The 24,932-nt window shown below is 65.8% G+C and carries 23 protein-coding genes; 19 read left to right on the top strand and 4 right to left on the bottom strand.

Translation table 11 applies throughout. From position 1 onward, the window contains the following. The first annotated feature begins 258 nt into the window (after positions 1-258). From ACX80Z_RS08145 to ACX80Z_RS08090, 12 genes are all read left to right on the top strand, one after another. Positions 259-1,620 (top strand): tetratricopeptide repeat protein, encoded by a 1,362-nt coding sequence (locus tag ACX80Z_RS08145; protein WP_019483353.1) that lies wholly within the window; start codon positions 259-261, stop codon positions 1,618-1,620. Then, positions 1,613-2,629: an HAD-IIA family hydrolase gene (locus tag ACX80Z_RS08140; RefSeq protein WP_024477071.1), complete on the top strand. Its 1,017-nt coding sequence runs from the start codon at positions 1,613-1,615 to the stop codon at positions 2,627-2,629. Before ACX80Z_RS08145 ends, ACX80Z_RS08140 begins: the two co-directional genes overlap by 8 nt. Then, the gene (locus ACX80Z_RS08135; RefSeq protein WP_156911324.1) at positions 2,629-2,925 is read left to right on the top strand and encodes a ubiquitin family protein; all 297 of its coding nucleotides are present in this window, start codon (positions 2,629-2,631) and stop codon (positions 2,923-2,925) included. Before ACX80Z_RS08140 ends, ACX80Z_RS08135 begins: the two co-directional genes overlap by 1 nt. Then, positions 2,912-3,784 carry a TlyA family RNA methyltransferase gene (locus ACX80Z_RS08130; protein ID WP_459315514.1) on the top strand — a complete coding sequence of 291 codons (873 nt, stop codon included), beginning with the start codon at positions 2,912-2,914 and terminating at the stop codon, positions 3,782-3,784. The genes ACX80Z_RS08135 and ACX80Z_RS08130 overlap by 14 nt, the downstream gene beginning before the upstream one ends. Continuing rightward, complete coding sequence (locus ACX80Z_RS08125) at positions 3,781-4,707, top strand: NAD kinase (protein ID WP_019483357.1); 927 nt, start codon at positions 3,781-3,783, stop codon at positions 4,705-4,707. Before ACX80Z_RS08130 ends, ACX80Z_RS08125 begins: the two co-directional genes overlap by 4 nt. Then, a complete protein-coding gene (recN, locus tag ACX80Z_RS08120; protein ID WP_019483358.1) occupies positions 4,704-6,431 on the top strand; it encodes a DNA repair protein RecN in 1,728 nt (575 codons plus the stop codon). Before ACX80Z_RS08125 ends, recN begins: the two co-directional genes overlap by 4 nt. Further along, on the top strand, positions 6,425-8,128 hold the full coding sequence (locus tag ACX80Z_RS08115) for a CTP synthase (protein WP_019483359.1): 1,704 nt from the start codon (positions 6,425-6,427) through the stop codon (positions 8,126-8,128). The genes recN and ACX80Z_RS08115 overlap by 7 nt, the downstream gene beginning before the upstream one ends. 1 nt (position 8,129) lies before the next feature. Continuing rightward, the gene (locus ACX80Z_RS08110) at positions 8,130-8,831 is read left to right on the top strand and encodes an NUDIX domain-containing protein (protein WP_050994977.1); all 702 of its coding nucleotides are present in this window, start codon (positions 8,130-8,132) and stop codon (positions 8,829-8,831) included. A gap of 2 nt (positions 8,832-8,833) precedes the next feature. Further along, the gene (gene xerD / locus ACX80Z_RS08105; RefSeq protein ID WP_459315513.1) at positions 8,834-9,808 is read left to right on the top strand and encodes a site-specific tyrosine recombinase XerD; all 975 of its coding nucleotides are present in this window, start codon (positions 8,834-8,836) and stop codon (positions 9,806-9,808) included. Positions 9,809-9,948: 140 nt separating this feature from the next. After that, positions 9,949-10,425, top strand: a complete 477-nt coding sequence (locus tag ACX80Z_RS08100; RefSeq protein WP_459315512.1) for an RNA polymerase sigma factor — start codon at positions 9,949-9,951, stop codon at positions 10,423-10,425. Between the two features lies 1 nt (position 10,426). After that, positions 10,427-11,695 (top strand): hypothetical protein, encoded by a 1,269-nt coding sequence (locus ACX80Z_RS08095; RefSeq protein WP_459315511.1) that lies wholly within the window; start codon positions 10,427-10,429, stop codon positions 11,693-11,695. Between the two features lie 101 nt (positions 11,696-11,796). Beyond that, entirely contained in the window at positions 11,797-12,273 is a 477-nt protein-coding gene (locus ACX80Z_RS08090; protein WP_459315510.1) for an 8-oxo-dGTP diphosphatase, read from the top strand. A gap of 127 nt (positions 12,274-12,400) precedes the next feature. Here the strand turns inward: ACX80Z_RS08090 and ACX80Z_RS08085 are convergent, their stop codons facing one another. From ACX80Z_RS08085 to ACX80Z_RS08070, 4 genes are read right to left on the bottom strand one after another with little or no spacing between them, the layout of a single operon-like run. Then, on the bottom strand, positions 12,401-13,549 hold the full coding sequence (locus ACX80Z_RS08085; RefSeq protein ID WP_459315509.1) for a bifunctional 2-methylcitrate synthase/citrate synthase: 1,149 nt from the start codon (positions 13,547-13,549) through the stop codon (positions 12,401-12,403). Continuing rightward, positions 13,546-14,499, bottom strand: a complete 954-nt coding sequence (prpB, locus tag ACX80Z_RS08080) for a methylisocitrate lyase (RefSeq protein WP_459315508.1) — start codon at positions 14,497-14,499, stop codon at positions 13,546-13,548. The genes ACX80Z_RS08085 and prpB overlap by 4 nt, the downstream gene beginning before the upstream one ends. Beyond that, positions 14,500-16,035, bottom strand: a complete 1,536-nt coding sequence (locus ACX80Z_RS08075; protein WP_459315507.1) for an MmgE/PrpD family protein — start codon at positions 16,033-16,035, stop codon at positions 14,500-14,502. Next, on the bottom strand, positions 16,028-16,711 hold the full coding sequence (locus ACX80Z_RS08070; protein WP_019483375.1) for a GntR family transcriptional regulator: 684 nt from the start codon (positions 16,709-16,711) through the stop codon (positions 16,028-16,030). The genes ACX80Z_RS08075 and ACX80Z_RS08070 overlap by 8 nt, the downstream gene beginning before the upstream one ends. 185 nt (positions 16,712-16,896) lie before the next feature. Between ACX80Z_RS08070 and ACX80Z_RS08065 the strand changes: the two genes are divergently transcribed. The 7 genes from ACX80Z_RS08065 to cmk all read left to right on the top strand — a co-directional run bounded on the left by ACX80Z_RS08065 (position 16,897) and on the right by cmk (position 24,931). Continuing rightward, positions 16,897-18,843: a propionyl-CoA synthetase gene (locus ACX80Z_RS08065; RefSeq protein WP_459315506.1), complete on the top strand. Its 1,947-nt coding sequence runs from the start codon at positions 16,897-16,899 to the stop codon at positions 18,841-18,843. 258 nt (positions 18,844-19,101) lie between these two features. Next, positions 19,102-19,980 carry a ParA family protein gene (locus ACX80Z_RS08060; RefSeq protein WP_019483380.1) on the top strand — a complete coding sequence of 293 codons (879 nt, stop codon included), beginning with the start codon at positions 19,102-19,104 and terminating at the stop codon, positions 19,978-19,980. A 45-nt stretch (positions 19,981-20,025) separates the two neighbouring features. Continuing rightward, the gene (locus ACX80Z_RS08055; protein WP_459315505.1) at positions 20,026-21,015 is read left to right on the top strand and encodes a segregation and condensation protein A; all 990 of its coding nucleotides are present in this window, start codon (positions 20,026-20,028) and stop codon (positions 21,013-21,015) included. Next, the gene (scpB, locus tag ACX80Z_RS08050) at positions 21,012-21,662 is read left to right on the top strand and encodes an SMC-Scp complex subunit ScpB (protein ID WP_019483382.1); all 651 of its coding nucleotides are present in this window, start codon (positions 21,012-21,014) and stop codon (positions 21,660-21,662) included. Before ACX80Z_RS08055 ends, scpB begins: the two co-directional genes overlap by 4 nt. 24 nt (positions 21,663-21,686) lie before the next feature. Further along, a complete protein-coding gene (locus tag ACX80Z_RS08045) occupies positions 21,687-23,123 on the top strand; it encodes a pseudouridine synthase (RefSeq protein ID WP_459315504.1) in 1,437 nt (478 codons plus the stop codon). A gap of 3 nt (positions 23,124-23,126) precedes the next feature. Continuing rightward, a complete protein-coding gene (locus ACX80Z_RS08040) occupies positions 23,127-24,239 on the top strand; it encodes a prephenate dehydrogenase (protein WP_459315503.1) in 1,113 nt (370 codons plus the stop codon). Further along, positions 24,236-24,931 (top strand): (d)CMP kinase, encoded by a 696-nt coding sequence (cmk, locus tag ACX80Z_RS08035; protein WP_019481387.1) that lies wholly within the window; start codon positions 24,236-24,238, stop codon positions 24,929-24,931. The genes ACX80Z_RS08040 and cmk overlap by 4 nt, the downstream gene beginning before the upstream one ends. The last annotated feature ends 1 nt before the right edge of the window (position 24,932 follow it).

The raw sequence follows: 24,932 nt of genomic DNA, 5'->3' as shown, positions 1-24,932 counted from the left end.
AAGCTAAGACCCACAGCGCCGATGGTACTGCACCCGAGAGAGTGTGGGAGAGTAGGACACCGCCGGACAACCATTAGACGAAAGGCCCCACCACCGGTGGGGCCTTTCGCACTTAACCCACCACACCCCAAACACACCTGATGCAGGCCCTACAATGGGTAGGGCGGCGAAGCATGCCACCCACACAGATTCATAGAGAAACCGAACGGAAACCGCACCAGTGCCGGCTCCGTTTGTAATGAGAGGAACCGCGTAGCCATGGCCGACCAAGACCGCAATCACGGAGCGGACCGGGCAGACCGACGGCCCGATCGATCAGGTACCCAGGGCGGCCGGTCGGTTGGCAAGCAGAGCGACGCCCCCCGGAGCTCGGCCTCCCGCGATGATAGGGCGGGTGGGTATCGGGGAGCACGTCCGAACACCGGCGGGTCATCAGCCGGCCGCGGTGCCAGCCAGGGCAGGGGCAGCGGTCCACGTGACGAAAACCGTGGCGGCTCCGAGCGCGCCGAGAGTGGGAAGCGTTCCTTCAACGCCCGGGACCTCCGCAGCGCCAACCGTCCAGACCGCGAACGGTCCCCAAATATCGATGAGGATGTCACTGGCGCTGAACTGGATCGGGTGACCCGGGCGCAGATCCGCAACCTTGAAGAAAAGAGCGCCGAGTGGGTGGCCCGCCACCTCGTGATGGCGGGCCGTCTGCTTGAGGATGAGCCCGAACTGGCATTCCAGCACGCCCTGGCGGCTAGCCGCCGCGGTGGCAGGCTCGCCGTCGTGCGTGAAGCAGTGGGCTTGACCGCCTACGCTGCCGGACACTACGGTGAGGCGCTCCGTGAGTTCCGCACCTATCGCCGGATCAGCGGTTCGAACGACCACCTTCCGGTCATGGCCGACTGTGAACGTGGGCTGGGCCGCCCCGACCGCGCCCTTGATCTTGCTCAATCAGAGGAGGCCGAAGGGCTGAGTTCTGCGGGCAAGGTGGAACTGGCCATGGTGGTCTCCGGGGCTCGCTCAGACCTGTTGCAGCACGATGCCGCGGTCGCCGCACTGGAAATCAGCCAGCTCGACCGCAACCGTGCGTTCAGCTACAGCCCACGGCTGTTTCGCGCCTACGCTGAGGCCTTGGCGGCGGTTGGCCGTACCGCCGAAGCCGAGCAGTGGCGCCGTCAGGCCGGGATCGCCGACAGCGCTCTCGGATTGGGCGAGTTCGCCGAGCCCGACATCGTTGATCTCGGCGGTGACGATGAGGAGGTCCCCGATGCCTCGGCCGCCCGTCGGCGGGTTGCTTCGGCTCCCACCGGCAGTCCCGGGACCACCTCGCTGACTGAACGCCGGCCGGGAACAGGCGACGCCCCCGCAGCCGACAGTGAGCCGGACACCGTCACTGAGTCGGACACCGTCACTGAGTCGGAGGACGAGCAGCGTCTCGAAGCGAAGTCGGCCGGTCAGGAAGCGGCGGAAGCGGCAGCCGCCCAGCAGTCCGTGGAAACGCCGGGCGCCCCCGATGACGTCCCCGAGGAGGAGGTGCGCCGCGCACCTGCCACCTGGCGTTCACTCAACCGGCCCGCTCCAATTCGCACCAGCCCCGAAGGCGGGCAGGACACCGAAAGGCACCATGACTGAGGCTTCCCTGATCTCGTCCTACGATGCACTCTTAGCTGATCTGGATGGTGTCGTCTACGCGGGACCCAACGCCATTCCTGGTGCGGTGGAGTCCCTGGAACGGCTAGCGGACATCGAAGTCGCCCTCGCCTACATCACCAACAACGCGTCCCGGTCAGCCGAACAGGTTGCAGCACACCTGCGCGAGCTGGGTGCTCCGGCGACGGCGGCCCAGGTGTTCGGGTCGGCGTTTGCCGGGGCTGAACTCCTGGCCACACTGGTGCCCGCCGGGTCGACCGTCCTGGTCACCGGCAGCCAGACCCTGGTCGACCAGGTCAAGGCGCAGGGTTTGGTCCCAGTCACCTCCGCTGAGCCAACTCCTGATGCAGTCATTCAGGGCTTCGACCCCAACCTGGGGTGGAAGGATCTGGCTGAGGCTGCCTACGCGGTGGCGGGTGGTGCGGTGTGGGTAGCAACCAACACGGACCTGTCCATTCCGCAGCTCCGCGGAATCGCCCCCGGCAACGGGTCGCTGGTCGCGGCGGTCACCGCCGCCACCGGCAGCACCCCCGCGGTCGCCGGCAAACCCGAAGCGGCGTTGTTCACCACTGCCGCCAAGCACCTCGGTGTCTCTCGCCCACTGGTGGTTGGAGACCGGCTCGATACCGACATTCTGGGCGGAAACCGTGCCCGGATGGACACTGCCCTGGTGCTCACCGGCGTCGACACGGTGCGGACGGCGCTGGCGGCTGTCGCCGGTCAGCGTCCCAAGTACCTCCTGGCCGACCTTGAGGGCCTCTACGAGCCGTACCCGGAAATCAGCCACAGCGACGGCGTGTACCGGTGCGGGGCGTCGTCGGCGATGGTCGACGACGGAACGGTCCACCTGACCGGGGACCTGGCGAACCTCGACACCTGGCGTGCCGCCTGCAGCGCCTGGTGGAGCGCCAATCCTGACCCTGCGACCGCCGCACTGCCCGCCCTGCAGTCCGCGGGCAGCCCGGTTCTCGCCGATTCCGCAGGTCGCTGATGACTGGCGCTGCCCCGAGTGTGCCGTCACCTGAAGACAGCGTGGATCACGCTGCAATAGATGACGCCGCAATAGACGACGCTGAAATAGACCATGCCGCAACGGTTGGCGAGGGCCCGGACTTTCCCCGCAGGGCGGAGACCAGCGGGGACACCAGCGTGGATGGGCTGACCGCTCATCTGGCCGACATCCCGGGCCTCCCCATTGACGACCACAACCGCCTGTACACGGGGCTCCATGACGGCCTGCTTGCCGAGCTCAACGCTGATCCGCCCAAAGCCCATGACGCGCCTTGACCAGGCTCTGGTGGCCCGAGGGCTGGCACGGTCCAGGTCGCACGCCGCCCAGCTCATCGCCGCCGGCCGGGTGCGCCGCGCCGGCGTCATCCAGGCCAAGGCCGCCAGCAAGGTCCAGGATTTTGAGGAGCTGGCAGTCGACGACGGCGGTGCCCCCGACTTCGTCAGCCGTGCCGGGGTGAAACTTGACGGGGCGCTGCGGTCTTTCACCGGGGTCGCTGTGGAGGGGAAACGGTGCCTCGACGCTGGCGCCTCCACGGGCGGCTTCACCGAGGTGCTCCTGCGCGCTGGCGCCTCCCGTGTGGCAGCCGTCGACGTCGGGCACGGCCAGCTCGTTGCGGACCTGCGCCGGGACCCACGGGTCGACGTCGTCGAGGGGCTAAACGTGCGTCAACTGGAGCCCGACGCCATCGGAGGCCAGGTCGATCTGACGGTCGCGGACCTGTCCTTCATTTCCCTCACCCTGGTGCTGCTCCCACTCGCCCGGGCCACCAAACCCGGCGGTGACATGGTGCTGCTCATCAAACCCCAGTTCGAAGTGGGCAAGGGAAAACTGAACTCCAGCGGGGTGGTGGCGACCGAACCGGAACGGCGCCGCGCCGTCGGACAGGTGATCGGGAGTGCCCTGGCCCATGGACTGACCGTGTCGGGGCTGATTCGCAGTCAACTACCGGGTCAGGACGGAAATGTTGAGTTCTTTGTGTGGATAACAGTGCCGACCGGCCCGTTGGTGCCTAGGATCGAAGGGGAGCTTGATCGCATGACCCGGCAGGTGCTGGACTCCAGCACTGCTTTTACTGATGCCCGGCTAGTTACCGGCACGCCAGACGGCGCACGGGATACGACGGAGCTTCAATGACACGACGGATACTGGTCCTTGCCCACACCGGGCGGCACGACGCGATGGCGGCTGCCCAGGAAGCCTGTACGCAGCTGCACCAGTCAGGGTTGGTCCCCGTCATGCGGGATGAGGAACTGAAGGACATCCAGGACGAGTACGGGGTGCTCACCGCGCCCACCGAAACCCTCGGCGTCGACGTCGGACTCGACGAGGTTGAGCTGGGGATGGTCCTGGGCGGCGATGGGACCATTCTCCGCGCCGCAGAACTGGTCCGCGGCTCCGAAGTCCCCCTTCTCGGCGTCAACCTCGGGCACGTCGGGTTCCTCGCCGAAAGTGAACGGGCCGACCTCACCGAGACGGTGCGCCGGGTGGTGGACCGTGATTACACCGTCGAAGAGCGGATGACCATCGACGTCCAGGTGTGGCGCGGTGACGTCCTCGCAGCCCAGACCTGGGCGCTGAACGAGGCGGCCGTCGAGAAGGCCAGCCGCGAACGGATGATCGAGGTGGTGATGGAGGTTGACGGGCGACCCCTCAGCTCGTTCGGGTGTGACGGTGTGGTGATGGCAACACCCACGGGGTCGACCGCCTACGCCTTCTCCTCCGGCGGACCCGTGGTCTGGCCCGAGGTGGAAGCCCTGCTGATGGCGCCGATCAGTGCCCACGCCCTCTTCACCAAACCACTGGTGATCGCGCCGACGTCGGTCCTCGCCGTGGAGATCCTCACCCGCACCGACGCGGCGGGCGTCCTGTGGTGCGACGGGCGGCGCACCGTCGACCTGCCGCCCGGCGCCCGGGTGGAAGTCCGCCGTGCAGCTACCCCGGTCCGGTTGGCTCGCACCCAACTCACCCCCTTCTCCGAGCGACTCGTGAAGAAGTTCTCGCTCCCCACCCAGGGCTGGCGTGGCCCGACCAGTCATGCAGGAGGTACCGGCCAGTGATCGAAGAAATCCGCATCCGCGACCTTGGCGTCATCACCGATGCCACACTGCACCTGGGCGGCGGTTTCACCGTGGTGACCGGTGAAACCGGTGCCGGCAAGACGATGGTGATCACCGCTCTGGGGTTGCTGCTCGGCGCGCGGGCCGACGCCGGTGCCGTACGTCTCGGAGCGAAGGCCGCTTCGGCCGAGGCGGTCCTCCGGATCGCCCCGCACAGCACCGCCGCACTGCGTGCCGCGGAAGCGGGCGGGGAATTGGACGAGTCGGAGGGCTCGGCTGAGCTGATCGTCGCACGCACCGTCAATGGTGATGGACGGAGTCGCGCGTACGTCGGCGGCAGGTCAGCCCCGGCGGGGGTGCTCGCTGAGCTGGGATCGGCGCTGGTGGTAGTCCACGGCCAGTCCGATCAGCTACGCCTGAAAACCACTGCGGCCCAGCGGGAAGCGCTGGACAAATTCGCGGGGGCCCCACTGGCTGAGGTGCTGGGACGCTATCAGGTGAGTTACCGTCGCCTGCAGGAGGCGGCCGCCGAGCTGGAGCAACTCCTGACCGACTCGCGGGAGCGGGTCAGGGAGGCCGAATCACTGCAGGCCGCGCTCGAGGAAATTGACGCCGTCGCACCGCAGCCGGGTGAGGATGACAACCTGAAGGCGGAGTCCATCCGTCTGGGCCACGTCGAGGAGCTTCGGACCGCGGCGTTCAAAGCCCACCAGGCGCTCGTCTCGGGTGAATTCGCCGACGACCAGGACGCCACAGTGCTCGTGGATGCCGCCAAACGCCAACTGGAATCGGCGGGGGACCATGACCCAGCCCTGGCCGCGCTGGCTGGGCGACTCGCCGAAGTGGGCTACATCCTCACCGATATTTCAACCGAACTGTCGGGCTATAGCGCCTCCCTCGACAGCGACGGACCCGGCCGACTGGCCGAAGTCGAATCGCGACGGGCCGAACTGGCCGTCCTCATCCGCAAGTACGCGCCCAGCATCGACGAGGTGCTTGACTGGGCTGCGGCCGGGCAGCTCCGGCTCGGTGAGCTAGGCGACGACTCCACCCGGATCGAGGCGCTGGGGGAGGAGATTGCCGCCCTTGAGCAGACGGTGGGTGCGCAGGCCGAGGAACTCACCGCCCTGCGCACCGCCGCCGCCGCCACGCTCGCGGAGCGGGTCACCGACGAACTGTCGGCACTCGCCATGGCGGCGGCCAGCCTGGTCATCGACGTGACGGCAGGGGAGCGCACCCTGTTCGGCGCCGACTCGATCGCGTTCCTCCTACAGCCACACCCCGGCTCGGCCGCGCGGCCGCTGGGGAAGGGCGCGTCGGGCGGTGAACTCTCCCGGGTGATGCTCGCAATCGAGGTGGTGCTGGCCGCCGTCGACCCCGTACCGACCTTCGTGTTCGACGAGGTGGACGCGGGAGTGGGCGGCAAAGCGGCGGTGGAAATCGGGCGACGACTCGCCATGCTCGCCGAACACGTCCAGGTGATTGTGGTCACCCATCTGCCCCAGGTGGCGGCGTTCGCGTCCCAACACATCAGGGTGACCAAGAACGTGTCGGCGACCGCCGCCGGCGACGGTGTCACGGCCAGCGACGTCGAAGTCCTGCCCGAAGCGGAGCGGGTACGGGAGCTGGCACGCATGCTTGCCGGGCAGGAGGAGTCGGCGTCGGCCCAGGCACACGCCGAGGAACTGCTCGCAGACGCAGCGCGGACCGCCTCGAAGTGCTAGGCTCGAACTCCGTGGTGCAATCAACAAATTCCCGGTTCCAGAAGTCCGCCAAGACTACCAAGCACGTCTTCGTGACGGGTGGCGTAGCCTCCTCCCTCGGGAAGGGACTCACCGCTTCAAGCCTCGGTCATCTTCTCCGTGCGCGTGGCTTATCAGTCACGATGCAGAAGCTCGACCCGTATCTCAACGTGGACCCGGGCACCATGAACCCGTTCCAGCACGGCGAGGTCTTCGTGACCGACGACGGCGCTGAAACGGACCTCGACATCGGCCACTACGAGCGTTTCCTCGATGAAAGCCTCGACGGCTCGGCGAACGTCACGACCGGCCAGATCTACTCGACGGTCATCGCCAAGGAACGCCGCGGCGAATACCTCGGCGACACCGTCCAGGTCATCCCGCACATCACCGACGAGATCAAGCGCCGGATGCGGTTGCCTTCCGAACCCGTCGAAGCCAAGAAGGCGCCCGACGTCATCATCACCGAGATCGGTGGCACCGTCGGCGACATTGAGTCGCAGCCGTTCCTTGAGGCTGCCCGCCAGGTACGCCAAGACATTGGCCGCAACAACGTGTTCTTCCTGCACGTCTCCCTGGTGCCCTACATCGGCCCCTCCCAGGAACTGAAAACGAAGCCAACCCAGCACTCGGTGGCGATGCTCCGATCCATCGGCATCCAGCCGGATGCCATCGTGATCCGCTCGGACCGCGAGATCCCGGACGCCATGCGGGAAAAGATCGGTCGCATGTGCGACGTCGACGTCGACGCCGTCGTCAATGCCGCCGACGCCGCGAGCATCTACGACATTCCGAAGACCCTGCACGCACAGGGCCTCGACGCGTACATTGTGCAGGCCCTTGACCTGAAGTTCAAGGACGTCAACTGGACCAAGTGGAACAAACTTCTCGACGCCGTCCACCACCCCAAACACACCGTCGAAATTGCCCTGGTGGGCAAGTACATCGACCTGCCGGACGCCTACCTGTCGGTGACTGAGGCGCTGCGCGCTGGCGGTTTCGCCAACAAGTCCAAGGTGATCATCCGCTGGGTGCCCTCGGACGACTGCGACACCCCCGAAGGAGCGGCGCAGGCCCTCGACGGAGCCGACGCCATCTGCGTGCCGGGCGGCTTCGGTATCCGCGGCCTCGAAGGCAAACTCGGTGCCCTCAAGTACGCCCGAGAAAACTCGGTCCCCACGCTGGGACTCTGCCTCGGGTTGCAGTGCATGGTCATCGAATACGCCCGCAACGTGGTGGGCCTTGAGGGCGCATCCTCGAGTGAGTTTGATCCCGACACCGAGTTCCCGGTCATCGCGACCATGGCCGAGCAGTTGCACATTGTCGACGGCGACGGCGACATGGGCGGCACCATGCGCCTCGGCCTGTGGGAGGCGAAGCTCGACGAAGGTTCAGTGGTGGCCCGCACCTACGGGAAAACCACTGTCAGCGAACGCCACCGCCACCGCTACGAGGTCAACAATGACTTCCGCGAGCAGATCTCGGCCGCCGGCATGGTGTTCTCCGGAACGTCCCCCGACGGCAAGCTGGTCGAGTTTGTTGAACTGCCAAAGAGCGTCCACCCGTACTATGTGGCCACCCAGGCGCACCCCGAGCTGAGCTCACGCCCCACCCGGCCGCACCCGCTGTTCGCCGGACTGGTAAAGGCTGCACTGCTCCGCCGCGGGGTCAAGGCCTAACATGAGCCAGGGGGCGGACGTGGACGAATCGGCGCAGCCGCTGGGTGACCAGCAGAGCCCCCGGCGTTTGCTGGACTCCACGGTGGTCTACGAGGGCAGGATCTGGAACGTCGTCAGCGACACGTTCTCCCTCACCGATGACGGCCACGGCGAACCGCTGGTGCGCGACTATATCGAGCATCCCGGTGCTGTGGCGGTATTGGCCCTGAACGACGCCGGGCAGGTGCTGTTGATCAACCAGTACCGCCACCCGGTGCGGATGACGCTCTGGGAAATCCCGGCGGGCCTGCTCGATGTTCCTGATGAGGACTTTGTGGCGGCTGCAGCGCGGGAGCTCGCCGAGGAGGCGGACCTCACTGCTGAGCGGTGGAACGTCCTGACCGACCTGTTCCTGTCTCCCGGGTCCTCCAGTGAAGCGTTGCGTATCTATCTGGCGCGGGGCGTCGCGGAGATCCACCCTGATGCGCGCCACGAACGCACCCACGAGGAAGCCGAAATTGAGCTGGCGTGGGTTGACCTGGACGAGGCAGTCGCCGCCGTCCTGGCCGGTAGGATCCACAGCCCTTCGGCAATCGCAGCGATTCTCGCCGCGTCAGTGGCACGGAACTCCGGCTACGAACAACTGCGACCCGCCGACGAGCCATGGCCTGAGCACTCCAGCCAGCACCACACCTGGCCCAACGGATCGGTCCTGAAGGGCTGACGATGGCGGTTCCTGCAACGAGGACCGCAGTGGACGAGCTGCGGGAAACCGGCCCCGGACGGCTCATGGGCGAATACCTTCAGCACATGGCAGTGGAGCGTGGCCTGTCGGTCAACACCCTTGCCGCGTACCGGCGTGACCTGTTGAGGTATCACCGGTTTCTGGCGGCCCGTTCAGTCACCGACGTGCAGCGGATCACCCGGCATGACATCTCGGCGTTCGCGCAGGCCCTGTCCACCGGTTCTGATGGCCTCGCCCCGTTGAGTCCGCGGTCCGCCGCGCGCACCGTGGTCGCGGTCCGTGGCCTGCACCGGTTCTGGGCCCTGGAGGGCATCTGTACCGCCGATCCCGCCCACGACATTCACCCTCCCATCGCCGGTAAGCGGCTCCCGAAAGCCATTTCGGTCGATGAGGTGACCCGCATCCTCGAGGCCGTGAACACGGACACCCCGGGTGGACAGCGGGACCGGGCGCTGCTGGAATTCCTGTACTCCACCGGCTCCCGGATCAGTGAGGCGGTCGGGCTCGACGTCGACGACGTGTCGGTGGATGCGGCTCTGGAGGGCCCCGCCGTCGTCCGCTTGTTCGGCAAGGGGTCCAAGGAGCGGATGGTGCCGTTGGGGTCGTACGCGGCGAAGGCCATTGACTCCTACCTGGTCCGGGCCCGGCCAGCCCTGTCCGCCAACGGTCGGGGTAACCCGGCACTGTTCCTGAACCTGCGCGGTGGGCGACTGAGCCGGCAGAGTGCGTGGACCATCCTGAAGTCGGCGGCCGAGAAAGCCGGTGTGACCCGCGAGGTGTCGCCGCACACCCTGCGGCACTCCTTCGCGACCCACCTACTGGAAGGCGGCGCTGATGTGCGGGTGGTGCAGGAACTGCTCGGCCACGCCTCGGTCACCACCACCCAGGTGTACACCCTGGTTACTGCGGATACCCTCCGCGAGGTATATGCTGCTGCGCATCCACGCGCTCTCTGATCCGCCCGAGGTGCCCCACAGTTTTCGATCCTCTGTGTAACCTTTTTGGCCTATCCGGAAACTAACGGAAGTAGGAGGAAGTCACTTATTCGCAGGGGGTAGATGTGTACCGGGGGCAGCACGATCAACGATTTACCGCAGTGGACCATGAACACCGGCCGCGGGTCTTCAACTACATTCACCGCAGGGTCAACAGCCGTGAAGCCGCTGATGAGCTGACCAACGACGTCTTCCGCGTCGCCTGGCAACGCAACCCGGACCCTGCAGATCTGACCATCGCGTGGCTGCTGGCCATCGCCCGCAATGTGGTGGGCAACGAGTACCGGCGGCGTGAGCGCGCCAGGCTGCTCATGGAACGCCTCCACGAATCGGCCCGGGTGTCCGCCCGGACCGGCAACCCTGACAGCCAGCAGGAAGCAGTTGCGGCCGGACTCCTTCGCCTGCGGGACGCAGACCGGGAAGTGCTGTTGCTGGCCTATTGGGATGATCTGGCTGTCGCCGACATCGCCCAGGTCCTGGATTGCAGTCAAGCCGCAGCAAAGGTGCGGCTGCACCGTGCGCGTAAAGCTTTCTCCAAAACCATACCCGCCGTCTTGCTGACCGAGGGAGAGGCCTGAGATGGATCCCATTGAACGACTCATACGAGGAATTGATCCAGTCCGGACCGGGACCGGGACAGTGAACCGCGGTGCCGAGGACGGACACGCCGAGGACGGACACGCCGAGGGCGGGGGCGCTGCGTCCGCCCAGCAGCCGGGATCCCCGGTGTTCAGCGACGATCAGGGCGAGCGTGGCTCAACCGTGGTGCCCCTGAACCGCCGACGCTGGCGGGCGGCAGCCGCGGCGGTCACCGCTGCTGCCGCGGCGGTGGCTGCCGCCGTCGTCATCAGCGGAAACTTCGGCGCAACCTCGCCCCTCCCAGCAGGTGACCCGGAGCCGGTGGTGACCGGCTCGGCCACGCCGTCGAGCGAGCCCACACCCACGTCGTCGGCCGATCCTACGCCCACGACACCGTTGCGAGCCGGATCTCCGCTCGCAACCTACACCCCTGCTGGAGAGGGCTCGGCTGCTGCGCAGCTGACCGGAACGCTGGTTCTTGAGGATGGCTGCCTCTACATCGAGGCTTCTGGTTCCCCGCGGGTCCTGGCCTACTTCCCGAACACCGATACCTCCTTTGCCGACGGGACGTTGTCCTTCTTCGGGACCGATTATGCACTGGGGCAGGAGATCGCACTTGGGGGCGGTGACTCTTCCGGCTACATCCCCATTGATGGAACAGACGGCTACTACACCCCCGAATCGTGTGAATCGGACAGCCAGTGGATCGTGTCGCAGGTTCCGCCGTCGGCCTTCGAAACGCCCTCCCCAGACCCCACCCGGGAGCCGTATCCAGCCGCCGGCATGGGGCTGTCAGTGGAGGTGCCCGCCGACTGGGAAATCGTTGAAGCCGCACAGGGCCTGGACATTCTGAGCCCCAGCGGGGAAGTGGTGTCCAACCTGCAACGCTCGGTCGAGGGTGGGATCGGCGGTGCCTGCATGGAGCCCGCAGTACCCTGGCAGGAGGTCCGTGCGATACCGGTCTCCATCGATACGCCCGCCGGCCCGGTCGACGCCAGGTTTGTGCTCCGGGTATTCACCGGCGATCGACTCGTCGGCACCACGGCGCTGGTGTTGTCCACCGACCCCACCTCGGGTGAGGCCTGCATGCTATATAACGTCATTTCGAATGCCGAGGTCGGCTTGCTGTCCCTGACAAACAACTTCCAGCTCTCACCGTACGAGGTGGGTCGGGAGTTCGCATCCCTGGCGGAAGCTGAAGAGTATGCCGGGTCGGCGCAGTTCGACGCCCTGGCGGCTATCGCCGATTCGATAATCATCACCGACTAGTCACCCCTTAGGCCGGGGAGTTCGGTCTGGCGACTCAGGTCCGCCCTGAGTCGCCAGACCTCACGGTTCGGTGGCGGTTGAGGCGGCTACACTTGGGCCTCATGAGCCCCCGCCCCGTCGTCTTGTGCTTCCTGTTCCGTGACACGGAATCGGGAAGCGAAGTACTGCTCGGGCTCAAGAAGACGGGGTTCGGCGCCGGGCGGATTGTTACCCTCGGCGGGGGAGTCGAACCCGGCGAAACCGCGCCCCAGGCAGCGGTGCGGGAAGTTGCGGAGGAATCCGGCGTCGTCGTCGGCGTGGCCCAACTGACCCAGCTGGGGCGGATCCGTTGGCGGTTCCCAGCCCAGCCCGCCGCCGACATGGACGCAGCGATCTTCACCGCCGTCGAGTGGACCGGAACTCCGCAGCCCACCGCCGAGGTGGACCCCGCCTGGTATCCCGTCGATGACCTGCCGTGGGATGGCATGTGGGACGACGCACGGCACTGGCTGGGGTCGGTGATCGCCGGCGAACAACTGGACGTGCTCGTCACCCTCAACCAGGACAACAAGACGGTCCTCAGCGCAATCTTCGCCTAGACAGTACGGATCGAGTCATCCCAGAATTGGTCGGGCCAACCCATCAGGGTCGAGTTAACAGAAATGACGGGTTTTCCAAGGAAAACCCGTCATTTCTGTTAACTCGATCCAATACAAGGGAGGGAGGCTAGGGGACCTGACGCTGCTCCGGACCGTTATAGGCGCTGAGCGGGCGGATCAGGGAGTTGGCGGCGGTCTGCTCCATGATGTGGGCGGTCCAACCGGTGATCCGGGCGGCGATGAACAGGGGCGTGAACATCTCGGTGTCGAAGCCCATCAGGTGGTATGTGGGGCCGGCCGGATAGTCGAGGTTGGGTTTGATGCTCTTGGCCTCCTCCATCGCGGATTCCAGCCCGCTGTACAGGCCGAGCAGCTCCGGCCGGCCGAAGTGCTCGATCATCCGATCCAGGGCACCCTTCATGGTGGGCACCCGCGAGTCGCCGTTCTTGTAGACCCGGTGGCCGAAGCCCATCACCTTCTTCTTCTGGGCGAGAGCATCCTCCATCCAGGCCTTGGCGCGGGCGGCTGCCTCTTCCCGGGACTCGTCGGTGCGGATGCCGATCTCCTCGAACGTGTGCATCACTGCCTCGTTCGCGCCACCGTGCAGGGGGCCCTTCAGCGCACCGATGGCCCCGGTCACCGCTGAATGAAGGTCAGCCAGGGTGGAAGTGATGACCCGGGCGGTGAAGGTTGAGGCGTTGAAGGAGTGCTCGGCGTATAGCACCATCGACACGTTGAACGCCTCGACGACCTCGGGGGCAGCTTCTTCACCGAAGGTCATCCAGAGGAAGTTCGCCGAATAGTCAAGATCGTCCCGCGGGGCGACGATCTCCTGACCACGACGACGGCGCTGGTCGTAGGCGACGACGGCGGGGAACGCGGCGAAGAGTTCCATCGCCTTCTCGAGGTTGGCCTCGGGGGAGGAATCCGATGCCTTGGGGTGGTTGGCGCCGAGCACCGACACGGCGGTGCGGGCGACGTCCATCGGGTGGCAGGAGGTGGACAGCAGATCAATCGCTGCCTTCACATTGTCGGCCAGCGCACGGTGGCTACGCTCGAACGCAGTGAATTCGGCCAGCTGGTCCTTCGACGGAAGCTCGCCATGCCACATCAGGTAGGCAACCTCCTCGAAGCTGCACCTTGCGGCCAGCTCCTGCACCGGATACCCGCGGTAGAGCAACGAGTTGGTGTCGGAATTGACCATCGAGATGGCCGTGGTGTCGACGGTGACTCCGGCCAGGCCTTTGTAGATCTGCGTTTCTGTCGTTTCTGTCATGGGAACTCCTGTTCAACGGCGGAAGGGGCCTGCTGCGTCGTGTGCTCCGGTGAACCGGGCACCTGAAAATTGAAAACTGAGGTGTCAAAACGGTTGTACGCCTCGTAGTCCACGAGCTCGTACAGACGCGCCCTGGTCTGCATGGCACCGACGGCCCCCTGCTGGGTGCCGTCGGCCTTGATGATTTCCAGCGTACGCTCCGCCGCGCCCATTGCACTACGCAGCAGGGTGACGGGATAGATCACCATGTTGACTCCCGCCGAGGCGAGCTGGTCCAGTGTGAACAACTCGCTCTTCCCGAACTCGGTCATATTGGCGAGGATGGGGACGTCGACGGCGTCGCGGATGGCCTGGAATTCGGTCAGGTCCCGCATCGCCTCGGGGAAGATTGCGTCGGCACCGGCGTCCACCAGCGCTTTGGCACGGTCCTTGGCTGCCTGAAGGCTATCGGTGCCGCGGATGTCGGTCCGCGCCATGATCAGGAAGTTCGGGTCACGGCGGGCATCGGCGGCCGCCCGGATGCGCTTGGTGGCCGTGTCCAGATCCACCACGTTCTTGCCATCCAGATGCCCACACCGTTTGGGGTTGAACTGGTCCTCAATGTGGCAACCAGCCAGGCCGGCGTTTTCCAGTTCCTGGATGCTCCGCGCCACGTTCATTGGCTCACCGAAGCCGGTGTCGGCGTCGACAATTGATGGCAGGTCGGTCATCCGGGCGATCTGCCCGGCACGGGTGGCGACCTCGGTGAGCGTCGTCAGGCCAATATCCGGTAGGCCGAGATCGTTGGCGAGGACCGCGCCGGAGATATAGACGCCGTCGAACCCCTTGTCCTCAATCAGCCGTGCCGACAGGGGATTGAATGCACCGGGGAACTGCTGGATCCGGCCCGAGGCGAGACCCTCCCGGAACGCGATGCGCTTCTGCTCGGGGGTGATGGCTGAGTACAACATTTAGAACAGTCCCTTCGGGGCGGTGGCGGGGTCAATGACGCCGGCAGCGGCGACGAGGTTGAGCTGGTCCAGTTCGCCTGCCGCTAGCTCCGGCAACCGCTCGACGACGGCGAGGAACCGGTCGATCTCTGCCTCGTCGACAATCCGGTGGCCGTCCTGGCCCGCGGCCAGGGTGCGTAGCTTGTTGATGTACTGCTCCCGGGCGAATGGCCGGGCGCCGAGGGGGTGCGCGTCGGCGACGGCCAGCTCGTCGGTGAGGACCGTGCCGTCGGTCAGGGTGATCTCCACCCGGCCGCCGAAGGCCTTCTCGCTGATGTCCAGTGAATGATAACGCCGGGTCCACTCCGGGTCCTCCAACGTAGTGACCTTCTGCCAAAGTGCCACGGTGTCGGCCCGGCCAGCCCGCTCCGGGGTGTAGGAGTCGACGTGGTGCCAGGAGCCGTCCTGCAATGCGACCGTGAAGATGTAGGGGATCGAATGGTCGAGGGTCTCGCGTGACGCGGTGGGATCGTACTTCTGCGGGTCGTTTGCACCGGACCCGATCACGTTGTGGGTGTGGTGCGAGGTGTGGATGACGATCGACTGCACCTGCTCGGGATCGGCGGCCTCCGGGTGGGCCGCATGGAGCTTGCGGGCGAGGTCGATCAGGGCCTGCGCCTGGTACTCGGCCGAGTGCTCCTTGGTGTAGGTGTCAAGAATGGCCCGCTTGGCTTCGCCGGCCGCCGGTAGCGGAACCTCGTACCTGCCGTCCGGGCCGTCCAGCAGCCACGCAATGAACCCGTCTTCGCCCTCGTAGATCGGGGTGGGGGAGGTCTGGCCGCGCATCGCCCGGTCCGCTGACTCCACCGCCATCTTCCCGGCGAAGGCCGGAGCATGAGCCTTCCAGGTGGAAATCTCGCCCTTCCGGGACTGACGGGTGGCAGTGGTGGTGTGCAGGGCCTGGCCGATGGACTGGAAGATGGTTTCGACGTCGAGCTCCAACAACGTGCCGATCCCAGCAACCGCCGACGGGCCGAGGTGCGCCACGTGGTCAATCTTGTGCTTGTGGAGGCAGATGGCCTTCACCAGGTCCACCTGAATCTCGTAGCCGGTGGTGATCGCGCGCAGCAGGTCCCGCCCTGATCGCCCGGTGTGCTGGGCAACGGCGAGGATTGGCGGAATGTTGTCGCCAGGGTGGGAGTAGTCGGCGGCCAGGAACGTGTCGTGATAATCCAGTTCCCGAACGGCGACGCCGTTGGCCCAGGCAGCCCACTCGGGGGACGTCTTCTCCTGGATGCCGAAGATGGTGGCACCGGCACCGTTCGACGACGCCGGGTGGCTGGTGGCCTGCGCGCGGGCGGCGACCACTGGGGCGCGCGTGAACGAGGCGACGGCCACCGAGGCGTTATCGATGATGCGGTTGATCACCATGTCGGCGACGTCGGCGTCGACCTCCACCGGATCGGCAGCGACCAACGCCAGCCGGTAGGCGAGCTGCTCCTCGCGGGGAAGATTTTCGTCGCTGCGGTGGGTGCGGACCAGATGATGTTCAACCATTGAGGTGAGCCTTTCGGGATGGGGCGAATCCGGCGTCGAAGCTAAGTTTCGACGCCAGCAGGTGGGCAAGACTGTTGTGCAGGTGGATCTTGGTGGCGGCTATCGCCAGATCGGTGTTGCCACCGGCGATTGACCGGGCGATCTGCGCATGCTCGGCAGCTGAGGCGAGCAGCCGTTCGCTGTTGTCTTTGGCGAGGCGCCTGATACGCACGAGTTGCGCGCGGAGTTGGCCCTGCGCCTGGCGGAGGAATTGGTTGTCCGCGGCGTCGTCGACGGCGACGTCCAGTTCCGAGACCAGGGCATAGTAGTCGCGCCGGTCGGGGTCGGTACCGGCGATGAGGCTGGACGCGGCCTCGAAGCGCTGCGCCAGAGCGGTGAAGACGTGGGGGTCCCGGTGCACCGCGGCCAGCTCTGCGGCCTTGCAATCCAGAGCCAGGCGCACGTCGAACAGCTGGGTCATTTTGGCCAGGGAAATATCGGTGACGACGACGCCGCGTCCGGCCTGCGCGGCGGTCAAGCCTTCCGCGCCGAGCCGGGCGAGTGCTTCCCGCAGGGGGGTTCGTGAGACTCCGAGCCGGGCCGACTGCTCAACTTCGGCGAGTACTGTCCCGGGGATCAGACGCCATTCGACAATGTCGGACTTTAGTGCGGCGTAGGCCCTGTCGCTGGCTCGCATTGATCCTCCTGCCGACGCTGGCCTGTACCGGTGACGGTGTTCACTAGTACTGCCAATGTATACAAGGAGGACCAGCACCGCAAGATATCAGCCGGAAAGATGGACAATTCCGGCCCCTCTGTATACACGGCGCGGGCTTCCTCAGTAGGATGACACCACAACACACTGACGTGGAGGAGAGCTCAATGAGCCAGGACTATCGCACGCTGTATCGCCAAAGCCTTGAGGCACCCGACGAGTTCTGGCTGGAAGCGGCTCAGGCGGTGACCTGGACGCGGCCACCGACCACCGCAGTAGACAGCACACACGCGCCACTTCACCGGTGGTTTCCCGACGGAGAGCTGAACACCTCCTACAACGCCCTGGACCGGCACATCGAGGCCGGGCGGGGCGACGCCACGGCCCTGATCTACGATTCGGCGATGCTTGGCCTGGCGCGGGAATACACCTACACCGAATTGCGCGATGAGGTGGCACGCTTTGCCGGGGTGCTGCGCTCGCAGGGAGTGGCCAAGGGGGACCGGGTGGTTATCTACCTGCCCATGGTGCCGGAAGCGGTGATCGCGATGCTTGCCACCGCACGCCTCGGGGCGGTCCACTCGGTGGTCTTCGGTGGTTTTGCCGCGAAGGAACTCGCCTCACGGATCCAGGATGCCCGGCCCACCGTCGTCGTGACGGCGTCTGGTGGTCTGGAGCCCCGCGGGCCCATCGAGTACCTCCCGTCAGTGCACCAGGCTCTCGACCTCAGCGACCACCGGGTGGCCACGGTGATCGTTAAATCCCGTGATGGGTTCCTCCACCAAGCGTCCGAGTACGGTTCGACGTCGGAGCCTCCGACGTCGGGCACCCGGGGATCGGAGACCGTCTGGCTGGACTGGGACACCGCGCTTGCCACCGCCGACCCAGCCGACCCGGTCCCCGTCCTCGCGACTGACCCGCTCTACATCCTGTACACGTCGGGAACCACCGGGTCCCCCAAGGGCGTGGTGAGGGACAACGGCGGCCACGCCGTCGCCCTGGCCTGGTCGATCACGAACATATTCGGTGTCGGCCCGGGTGATGTGATGTTGACGGCATCGGATGTCGGCTGGGTGGTGGGTCATTCGTTCATCGTCTACGGGCCGCTGCTCGTGGGGGCGACCACGGTCCTGTACGAGGGGAAACCGGTCGGCACGCCCGATGCTGGCGCGTTTTGGCGGCTGATCGACGAGCACCGGATCAACGTTATGTTCACCGCGCCGACGGCGTTGCGTGCGGTGCGGAAGGTTGATCCGGAGGCGGCGCTGCTGCAGCACTACGACACCTCGAGCCTACGGTTGCTGTTCTGCGCCGGCGAGCGGCTCGACATCGACACGTACCACTGGGCCGGAACGGCACTCGGTGTGCCAGTGATCGACAACTGGTGGCAAACCGAGACGGGCTGGCCCATCTGCGCGAACCCGCGGGGAATCGAGGAACTTCCCATCAAGCCTGGCTCGCCGACCTTGCCGCAGCCCGGGTATGACCTGAGGATTCTCGACGGCGACGGCCAAGAGGTGCCCGCCGGGACCGAGGGGAACATTGCGTTGAAACTGCCGCTGCCTCCCGGGACGCTGCCCACCCTGTGGGGGAGCGACGAACGGTTTATCAGCTCATATCTCAGCGCTTTCGACGGCTACTACGTTACGGGCGACTCCGGTTACCTCGACGACGACGGCTATGTCTTCGTCATGGGCCGCACCGACGACATCATCAACGTGGCGGGGCACCGGCTTTCCACCGGGGCTATCGAGCAGGTGCTGGCTCAGCATCCAGCTGTTGCCGAATGCGCCGTCATCGGGTTGGCCGACGCATTGAAAGGGCAGCGCGCCAGCGGCTATGTGGTGCTCAAAGCCGGGGCCAATATCAGCGCGGAGACGCTTCAACAGGAACTGGTGGACCTGGTCAGGAACCAGATCGGCCCAGTAGCCGACTTCAAGCAGGCTGTGGTGGTGGATGGCCTGCCGAAGACGAGGTCCGGGAAAATCCTCCGCAAGACCATGCGTCAGATCGCTGCCGGCGAGGATTACGTAGTGCCCTCCACCATCGAGGATCAAAGTGTGCTGGATGCCATGAAGCCGGTGCTGCAACCCAGGGGTGTGGGCGGGCGGTGACCCGGGACCGGGCCAGACCTGCCGCGACCGCAACCGCGGCAGTCCCACCCGCTTGGGTATCCTGATCATGCCCCCTTTGGTGCGCAGCGAACTGTCCCACTGACAGGCCCGGGAAGCTTGAACCTCAAGTTGAAACTAAAGGCTCGCGGGCGGTGCCGACGGATTTACCGGTCGGAATGCAGCCCCGGTTGTAACGTTGTGGGCAGGTAAGCAAGCAATACTTTCAGCACACCGATTAACGGAAGCGTGGATACATACGTGAGTAGCGAACAGGGTTCCACAACTCTGAAGGACGCCGAGATTGGGCCCACAGGTCGCCCGGTTACGGTGTTCCCCGAACCACCGGTCCTGTCCTCCCACGGACCGGCCCGCGTGATAGCCATGGTGAACCAAAAGGGTGGCGTCGGCAAGACCACCTCCACCATCAACCTGGGTGCGGCGCTCGCCGAGGCAGGCCGTCGCGTGCTCCTGGTGGATTTCGATCCCCAGGGTGCGCTGTCCGCAGGCCTCGGCACCAACCCGCATGAACTGGACGTCACCGTCTACAACGTGCTGATGGACCGCAAAGTTAAGATCCAGGACGCCATCCAGACCACAGCGTTCGAGAATGTTGACCTGTTGCCCGCCAACATCGACCTGTCAGCGGCCGAAGTGCAGTTGGTGAACGAGGTGGCCCGCGAACAGGTACTGGACCGTGCCCTCCGTAAGGTCTCGGATGATTACGACGTCATCCTGATCGACTGCCAGCCATCGCTCGGCCTGTTGACGGTCAACGCGCTCACCGCAGCGCACGGCGTGATCATTCCACTGATCTGCGAGTTCTTCGCGTTGCGGGCTGTTGCGTTGCTGGTCGAAACGATCGAGAAGGTCCAGGACCGGTTGAACCCGCGACTACAGGTCGACGGCGTCCTGGCCACCATGTACGACGCCCGGACGCTGCACAGCCGCGAAGTTATTGCACGGCTGGTCGAGGCCTTCGGCGACAAGGTGTTCGAGACCGTCATCAAGCGCACCATCAAGTTCGCCGATGCGACGGTCGCCGCGGAACCGATCACTTCGTACGCGGCCAACCACTCGGGAGCAGATTCCTACCGCCGACTTGCCAAGGAACTGATCGCGCGCGGCGGCGCCCCCTAACCATGCAGCGCGCCGCGCCCTTCTCCGTGCAGTGCGCCGACGCTCGTGCGTGACGCCGAGCCCGACGTCGTCGTTCCCGACGTCGTTGTCCCTAACGGTGACGGCGGGGGCGCCTCGGAGGGGGGCCCGGCCGAGGGTAACCAGGTTGAGGGGGGCCAGGTCGGCGCGAGTGCGCCGGAAACCGCCGGGTTCACCGTGCGGCTCGAGAACTTCAGCGGTCCGTTTGACCTGCTGTTGGGGCTTATCTCCAAACATGAGTTGGACATCACCGAAATAGCTCTCGCAACGGTCACCGATGAGTTCATCGGCTACATCAGGGCTTTCCAGGGCACCGACGCGGACTTCTCGCTCGACGAAGCCAGCGAGTTCCTGGTGATCGCCGCAACCCTGTTGGATCTCAAGGCTGCACGGCTGCTGCCCGCCGGTGAAGTCGAAGACGACGAGGATGTGGCCCTGCTCGAAGCCCGGGATCTGCTGTTTGCCCGGCTCCTGCAGTACAAGGCCTTCAAGGAAATCGCCCGGCAACTGGGGGAGCGGCTGGCCGAAGAAGGCAAACGGTTGCCGCGGGAGGTCAGCCTGGAACCACAATTCGCTGCGATGATGCCCGAGCTCACCTGGCGGACCACCCCGGAGCAGTTCGCTGCGCTGGCAGCCAAGGCACTTGAACCTCGCGAAGCAGCACCCACAAGGGTGGGCATTGAGCACCTCCACGGGTCAGCGGTAAGCGTTCGCGAACAGGCGGAGCTGCTGGGGGTTCGGCTCCGCGAAGGACACCCCTTATCGTTCAGGCAACTCACCCAGGATGCCGAGGACATGCTGACCGTCGTGGTCCGGTTCCTTGCCCTACTGGAAATGTTCCGTGACGCTGTGATTTCCTTTGACCAGGGAGCTCCGCTCGGAAACCTAACCGTTCGCTGGTCTGCAGGGGCGAAAGACTGGTCCCCGGCCTCAATCAGTGAGGAATACGACCATCCGGCACCGCCACCTCCAGCCCCGGCAGCCGTGGCACCGCTAACCGCTGAAGGATCACCGTGAAAGCCCAGGAACCTGACGCTGACGAAACCTTCTTTGACCCCTCGGGCGAACCGGGTGGGGTCAAAGCCGCGCTGGAAGCAGTGCTCATGGTGGTCGACGAGCCCGTCACCGAAATGCAGCTGGCCACCGCGCTCATGGTTCCCGTCCTCGAAGTCAGAGAGTTGCTGGTGGAACTCCAGCAGGAGTATGACGGCTATACTGGTCAGGGCCCGGAAGGGCACACCACCGATCCGGCGGTTTCACAGCCGCGTGGCTTCGAGCTACGCAGCGTCGCCGGAGGATGGCGGATTTTCTCGCGCAGCACGTTTGCGCCGGTAGTGGCGAAGTTCGTGCTCGAAGGACAAAGCGCCCGCCTGTCACAGGCAGCTTTGGAAACCCTCGCCGTCATCGCCTACCGGCAACCGGTGTCTCGGGCAAGAGTTTCAGGAATCCGCGGAGTGAACGTGGATTCGGTGGTACGCACCCTGGCGCTACGCGGTCTCATCGCCGAAGCGGCAACCGATCCTGAGACAGGCGCCATCCTGTACGGAACAACTCCGTACTTTCTGGAAAGATTGGGTATTGGCAGCGTTGCTGACCTACCTCAGCTTTCACCACATCTACCCGGGTTGGAAAATCTCGGTGACTTTGATGACACCACGTACTAAATACGCTAGCTAAAAGGACATTCAATGACACAGGCGCCACGTTCCGGCTCCGGACGCAACAACCCCAAACGCGACGAGGATGGCCCCCGCGAGGGTGCACCCCGCGGCGGGTCAGCACGCGGCGGTGCACCCCGCACCGGATCGGGGTCAGCGCGTGGCCGGTCGGCACGCGACGCTTTCGGTCGCGGCTCGGCTGCAGGGGCAGGGGCAGGGCGCGACGGCGACGCCCGCCAGGGTTCCTCACGTGACGGTGCCAGCCGCGGTGCGGGTCCGGACCGTGCAGGCTCGGGCCGCCCAGGTCCGGACCGCGACGGTGAACGTCGGGGCCCGGCCCGCGACGGAGCCAAGCGTCAGGGACCAGCCCGTGGCAGCGCCGCGCGAGCCAAGCCAGGCCGCGACGGTGCACCCCGCGATGGTGCACCCCGCGACGGCGGATACTCCCGCGACGGTGCACCCCGCGCTGGCGGTCGTCCCACTGGCGGTCGCCCTTCCACCGGTCGCCCCGCGACCGGCGGTTACCGCGGTTCGTCGGAGGGTTCAGGCGAGGGCCGTCCCTTCGCCAACCGCACCCCCAAGCAGGCCGGCGCCAAGCAGGGCGGCAACCGACAGAAGCCAACCGGTCCCAAGGCCTTCGGCAGGGAACGCTTCGGTCAGAGCCTCGGACCGGTCCGTCGGCCCAAGGCACAGGGCCCCAAGGCACTGCCCGTCGATCGGCTCGACGTCCACAACCCCGACGGCGTGCGCCTGCAGAAAATCATGGCCTCGGCAGGAGTGGCGTCACGCCGCGTCTGCGAGGAAATGATCGAGGACGGCCGCGTCGAGGTCGACGGCACCATCGTCACCGATCTTGGTGTCCGGGTCGATCCCACCCAGGTTGCCATCCACGTTGACGGCATTCGTCTGCAGCTCAACGATCACCTGGTCTATTACGTCTTCAACAAGCCCAAGGGCGTCATCTGCACCATGGAGGACCCCGAGGGCCGTCCCTGCATCAGTGACTACCTGAAGAACAAGAACGAAAACGAGCGGCTCTTCCACGTGGGTCGTCTGGACGTCGCCACCGAGGGCCTGCTGCTCCTGACGAACGACGGCGAACTCACCAACCGCCTCACCCACCCGTCCTATGAGGTCCCCAAGACCTACCTGGTGCAGGTCCGCGGCCCCATGGCCCACGGCATCGGCGCGCAGATGCGAGAGGGCATCGAACTTGAAGACGGCATCGCCAGCGTCGACTCGTTCAGGCTCGTCGATTCCACCCCGGGACACATCCTGGTGGAGGTTGTCCTTCACTCGGGCCGCAACCGTGTGGTCCGTCGCCTCTTCGAAGCTGTCGGCCACCCGGTCGAGCGGCTGGTCCGCACCCAGGTCGGCCCCATCCGGGTCAACGACCAGCGTCAGGGCAGCATTCGTGTCCTGGGCAACCAGGAAGTCGGACACCTGTTGGCAGCGGTGGGACTCTAAACCATGCCTGGCGCTAACAACGGCGGCACCCACCTGTCTGGTCCCGTGCTCATAGTGGGCACGGGGCTTTTGGGCGCCAGCATTGGGCTGGGGCTGAAGGCACGTGGGATCGACGTCGTCCTCACCGATATCTCTCCGTCCACCCAAGCGGTGGCCGAGGATATTGGCGCGGGCCGGGCCCTGAACCCGGTCGAGACGTTCGAACCGGAACTGGTCGTCATCGCAGCGCCACCGGACGTCACGGCTGACTTGAGTGCCAAGGCGCTCACCGAGTACCCAAACGCCGTCGTCGTCGACATTGCCAGCGTCAAAGCCTCGGTGCTTGACCACCTGACCACCGTCGTCGACGACGCGGCGCTAAGCCGCTACGTGGGGACCCACCCGATGGCTGGCCGGGAGAAATCCGGGCCGGTTGCCGCCAGCGCTGAATTGTTCACCAGCATGCCGTGGGTGGTCTGCGCTTCAGAGCACAGCACCGCCGTGGCCATCCGCACCGCCGAAGCGTTGGCCATCGACCTGGGTGCCGTCGTCGCGCGCATGAGCGCCGAGGATCACGACCAGTCGGTCGCGCTGATCTCCCACCTACCGCAGGTCCTTTCCTCGCTGGTGGCCAGCAGGCTGCAGGATTCACCACCCCACGCGCTGGCCCTGGCCGGCAATGGGTTGCGCGATGTGACCCGGATCGCCGCCAGCGACCCACGGCTCTGGGTGCAGATCCTCTCCGCGAACGCGGACCGTCTGGTCGAGATCCTGTATGGGGTGCGCGAGGACCTGAACCGTTTGATCGGCACCCTCGAGAATCCCACGGGGGCAGGCTCGCGCCTCGACATGGCCCAGCTGATTTCCGAGGGCAACGTGGGCCAGGCCCGCATCCCCGGCAAGCATGGCACCCCGCCCGAAGCGTTCGCCCGCATGACGGTGCTTGTCGATGACGTGCCGGGGCAGATTGCGCGGCTCCTCACCGAGATTGGCGACGCCGGCATTAACCTTGAGGACCTGAGGCTGGAACACTCGCCCGGGCGTCAGGTGGGTATGGCCGAAATTTCGGTGGTGCCCGGCAAACGGCACGATCTCCTTGAATTCCTTACCGCCAACGGTTGGAAAGTGGTCCAGTGAACACCCCTCATTCCTTATTCCGCATCGGCAAGTCCCTTGTCGTCGCCATCGACGGGCCCTCCGGGTCCGGTAAGTCCAGCGTGAGCCGTGAGGCTGCACGTCAACTCCATGCCGCCTACCTGGACACCGGAGCCATGTACCGGGCAGTCACCTGGCATTGCCTCGCGGAAGGGGTGGACCTGGGTGACGGCGCCGCCGTCGAACACGCCGCCCGCACGATCGAGCTGGATATCAGCACCCGTCCCGACTCCGAGTCAGTGACGGTCGGCGGTCAGGATGTCACCGCCGCGATCCGCGAACCGCGCGTCTCCGAGGCCGTTTCGGCGGTGGCCACCACCCTGGGTGCCCGCAGCGAACTGATCCGCCGTCAGCGGCAGATCATCGCCGACTCGGGGCACCGCATCGTGGCCGAGGGCCGGGACATCACCACCGTGGTCGCCCCCGACGCTGAGGTGCGGATCCTGCTGACCGCCAGCGAGGCCGCCCGCCTGCGCCGCCGTGGCGACCAGCTCGGTGGCACCCAGACCGACGCGCAGCTGCAGGAGCAGGTCATCGGCAGGGACACCAAAGACTCGAAAGTCGTCAATTTTCACCAGGCCGCAGATGGCGTGGTTACCGTAGATTCATCGGAACTCGATTTCGAGCAGACCATCACGGCTGTGCTCGACGTCGTTCGAACCGTTGCACACTGAT

Source organism: Arthrobacter sp. TMT4-20, from assembly GCF_054510775.1.
The sequence above is the reverse complement of the archived record's forward strand: the minus strand, read 5'-3'. Positions and strand labels throughout refer to the sequence as shown.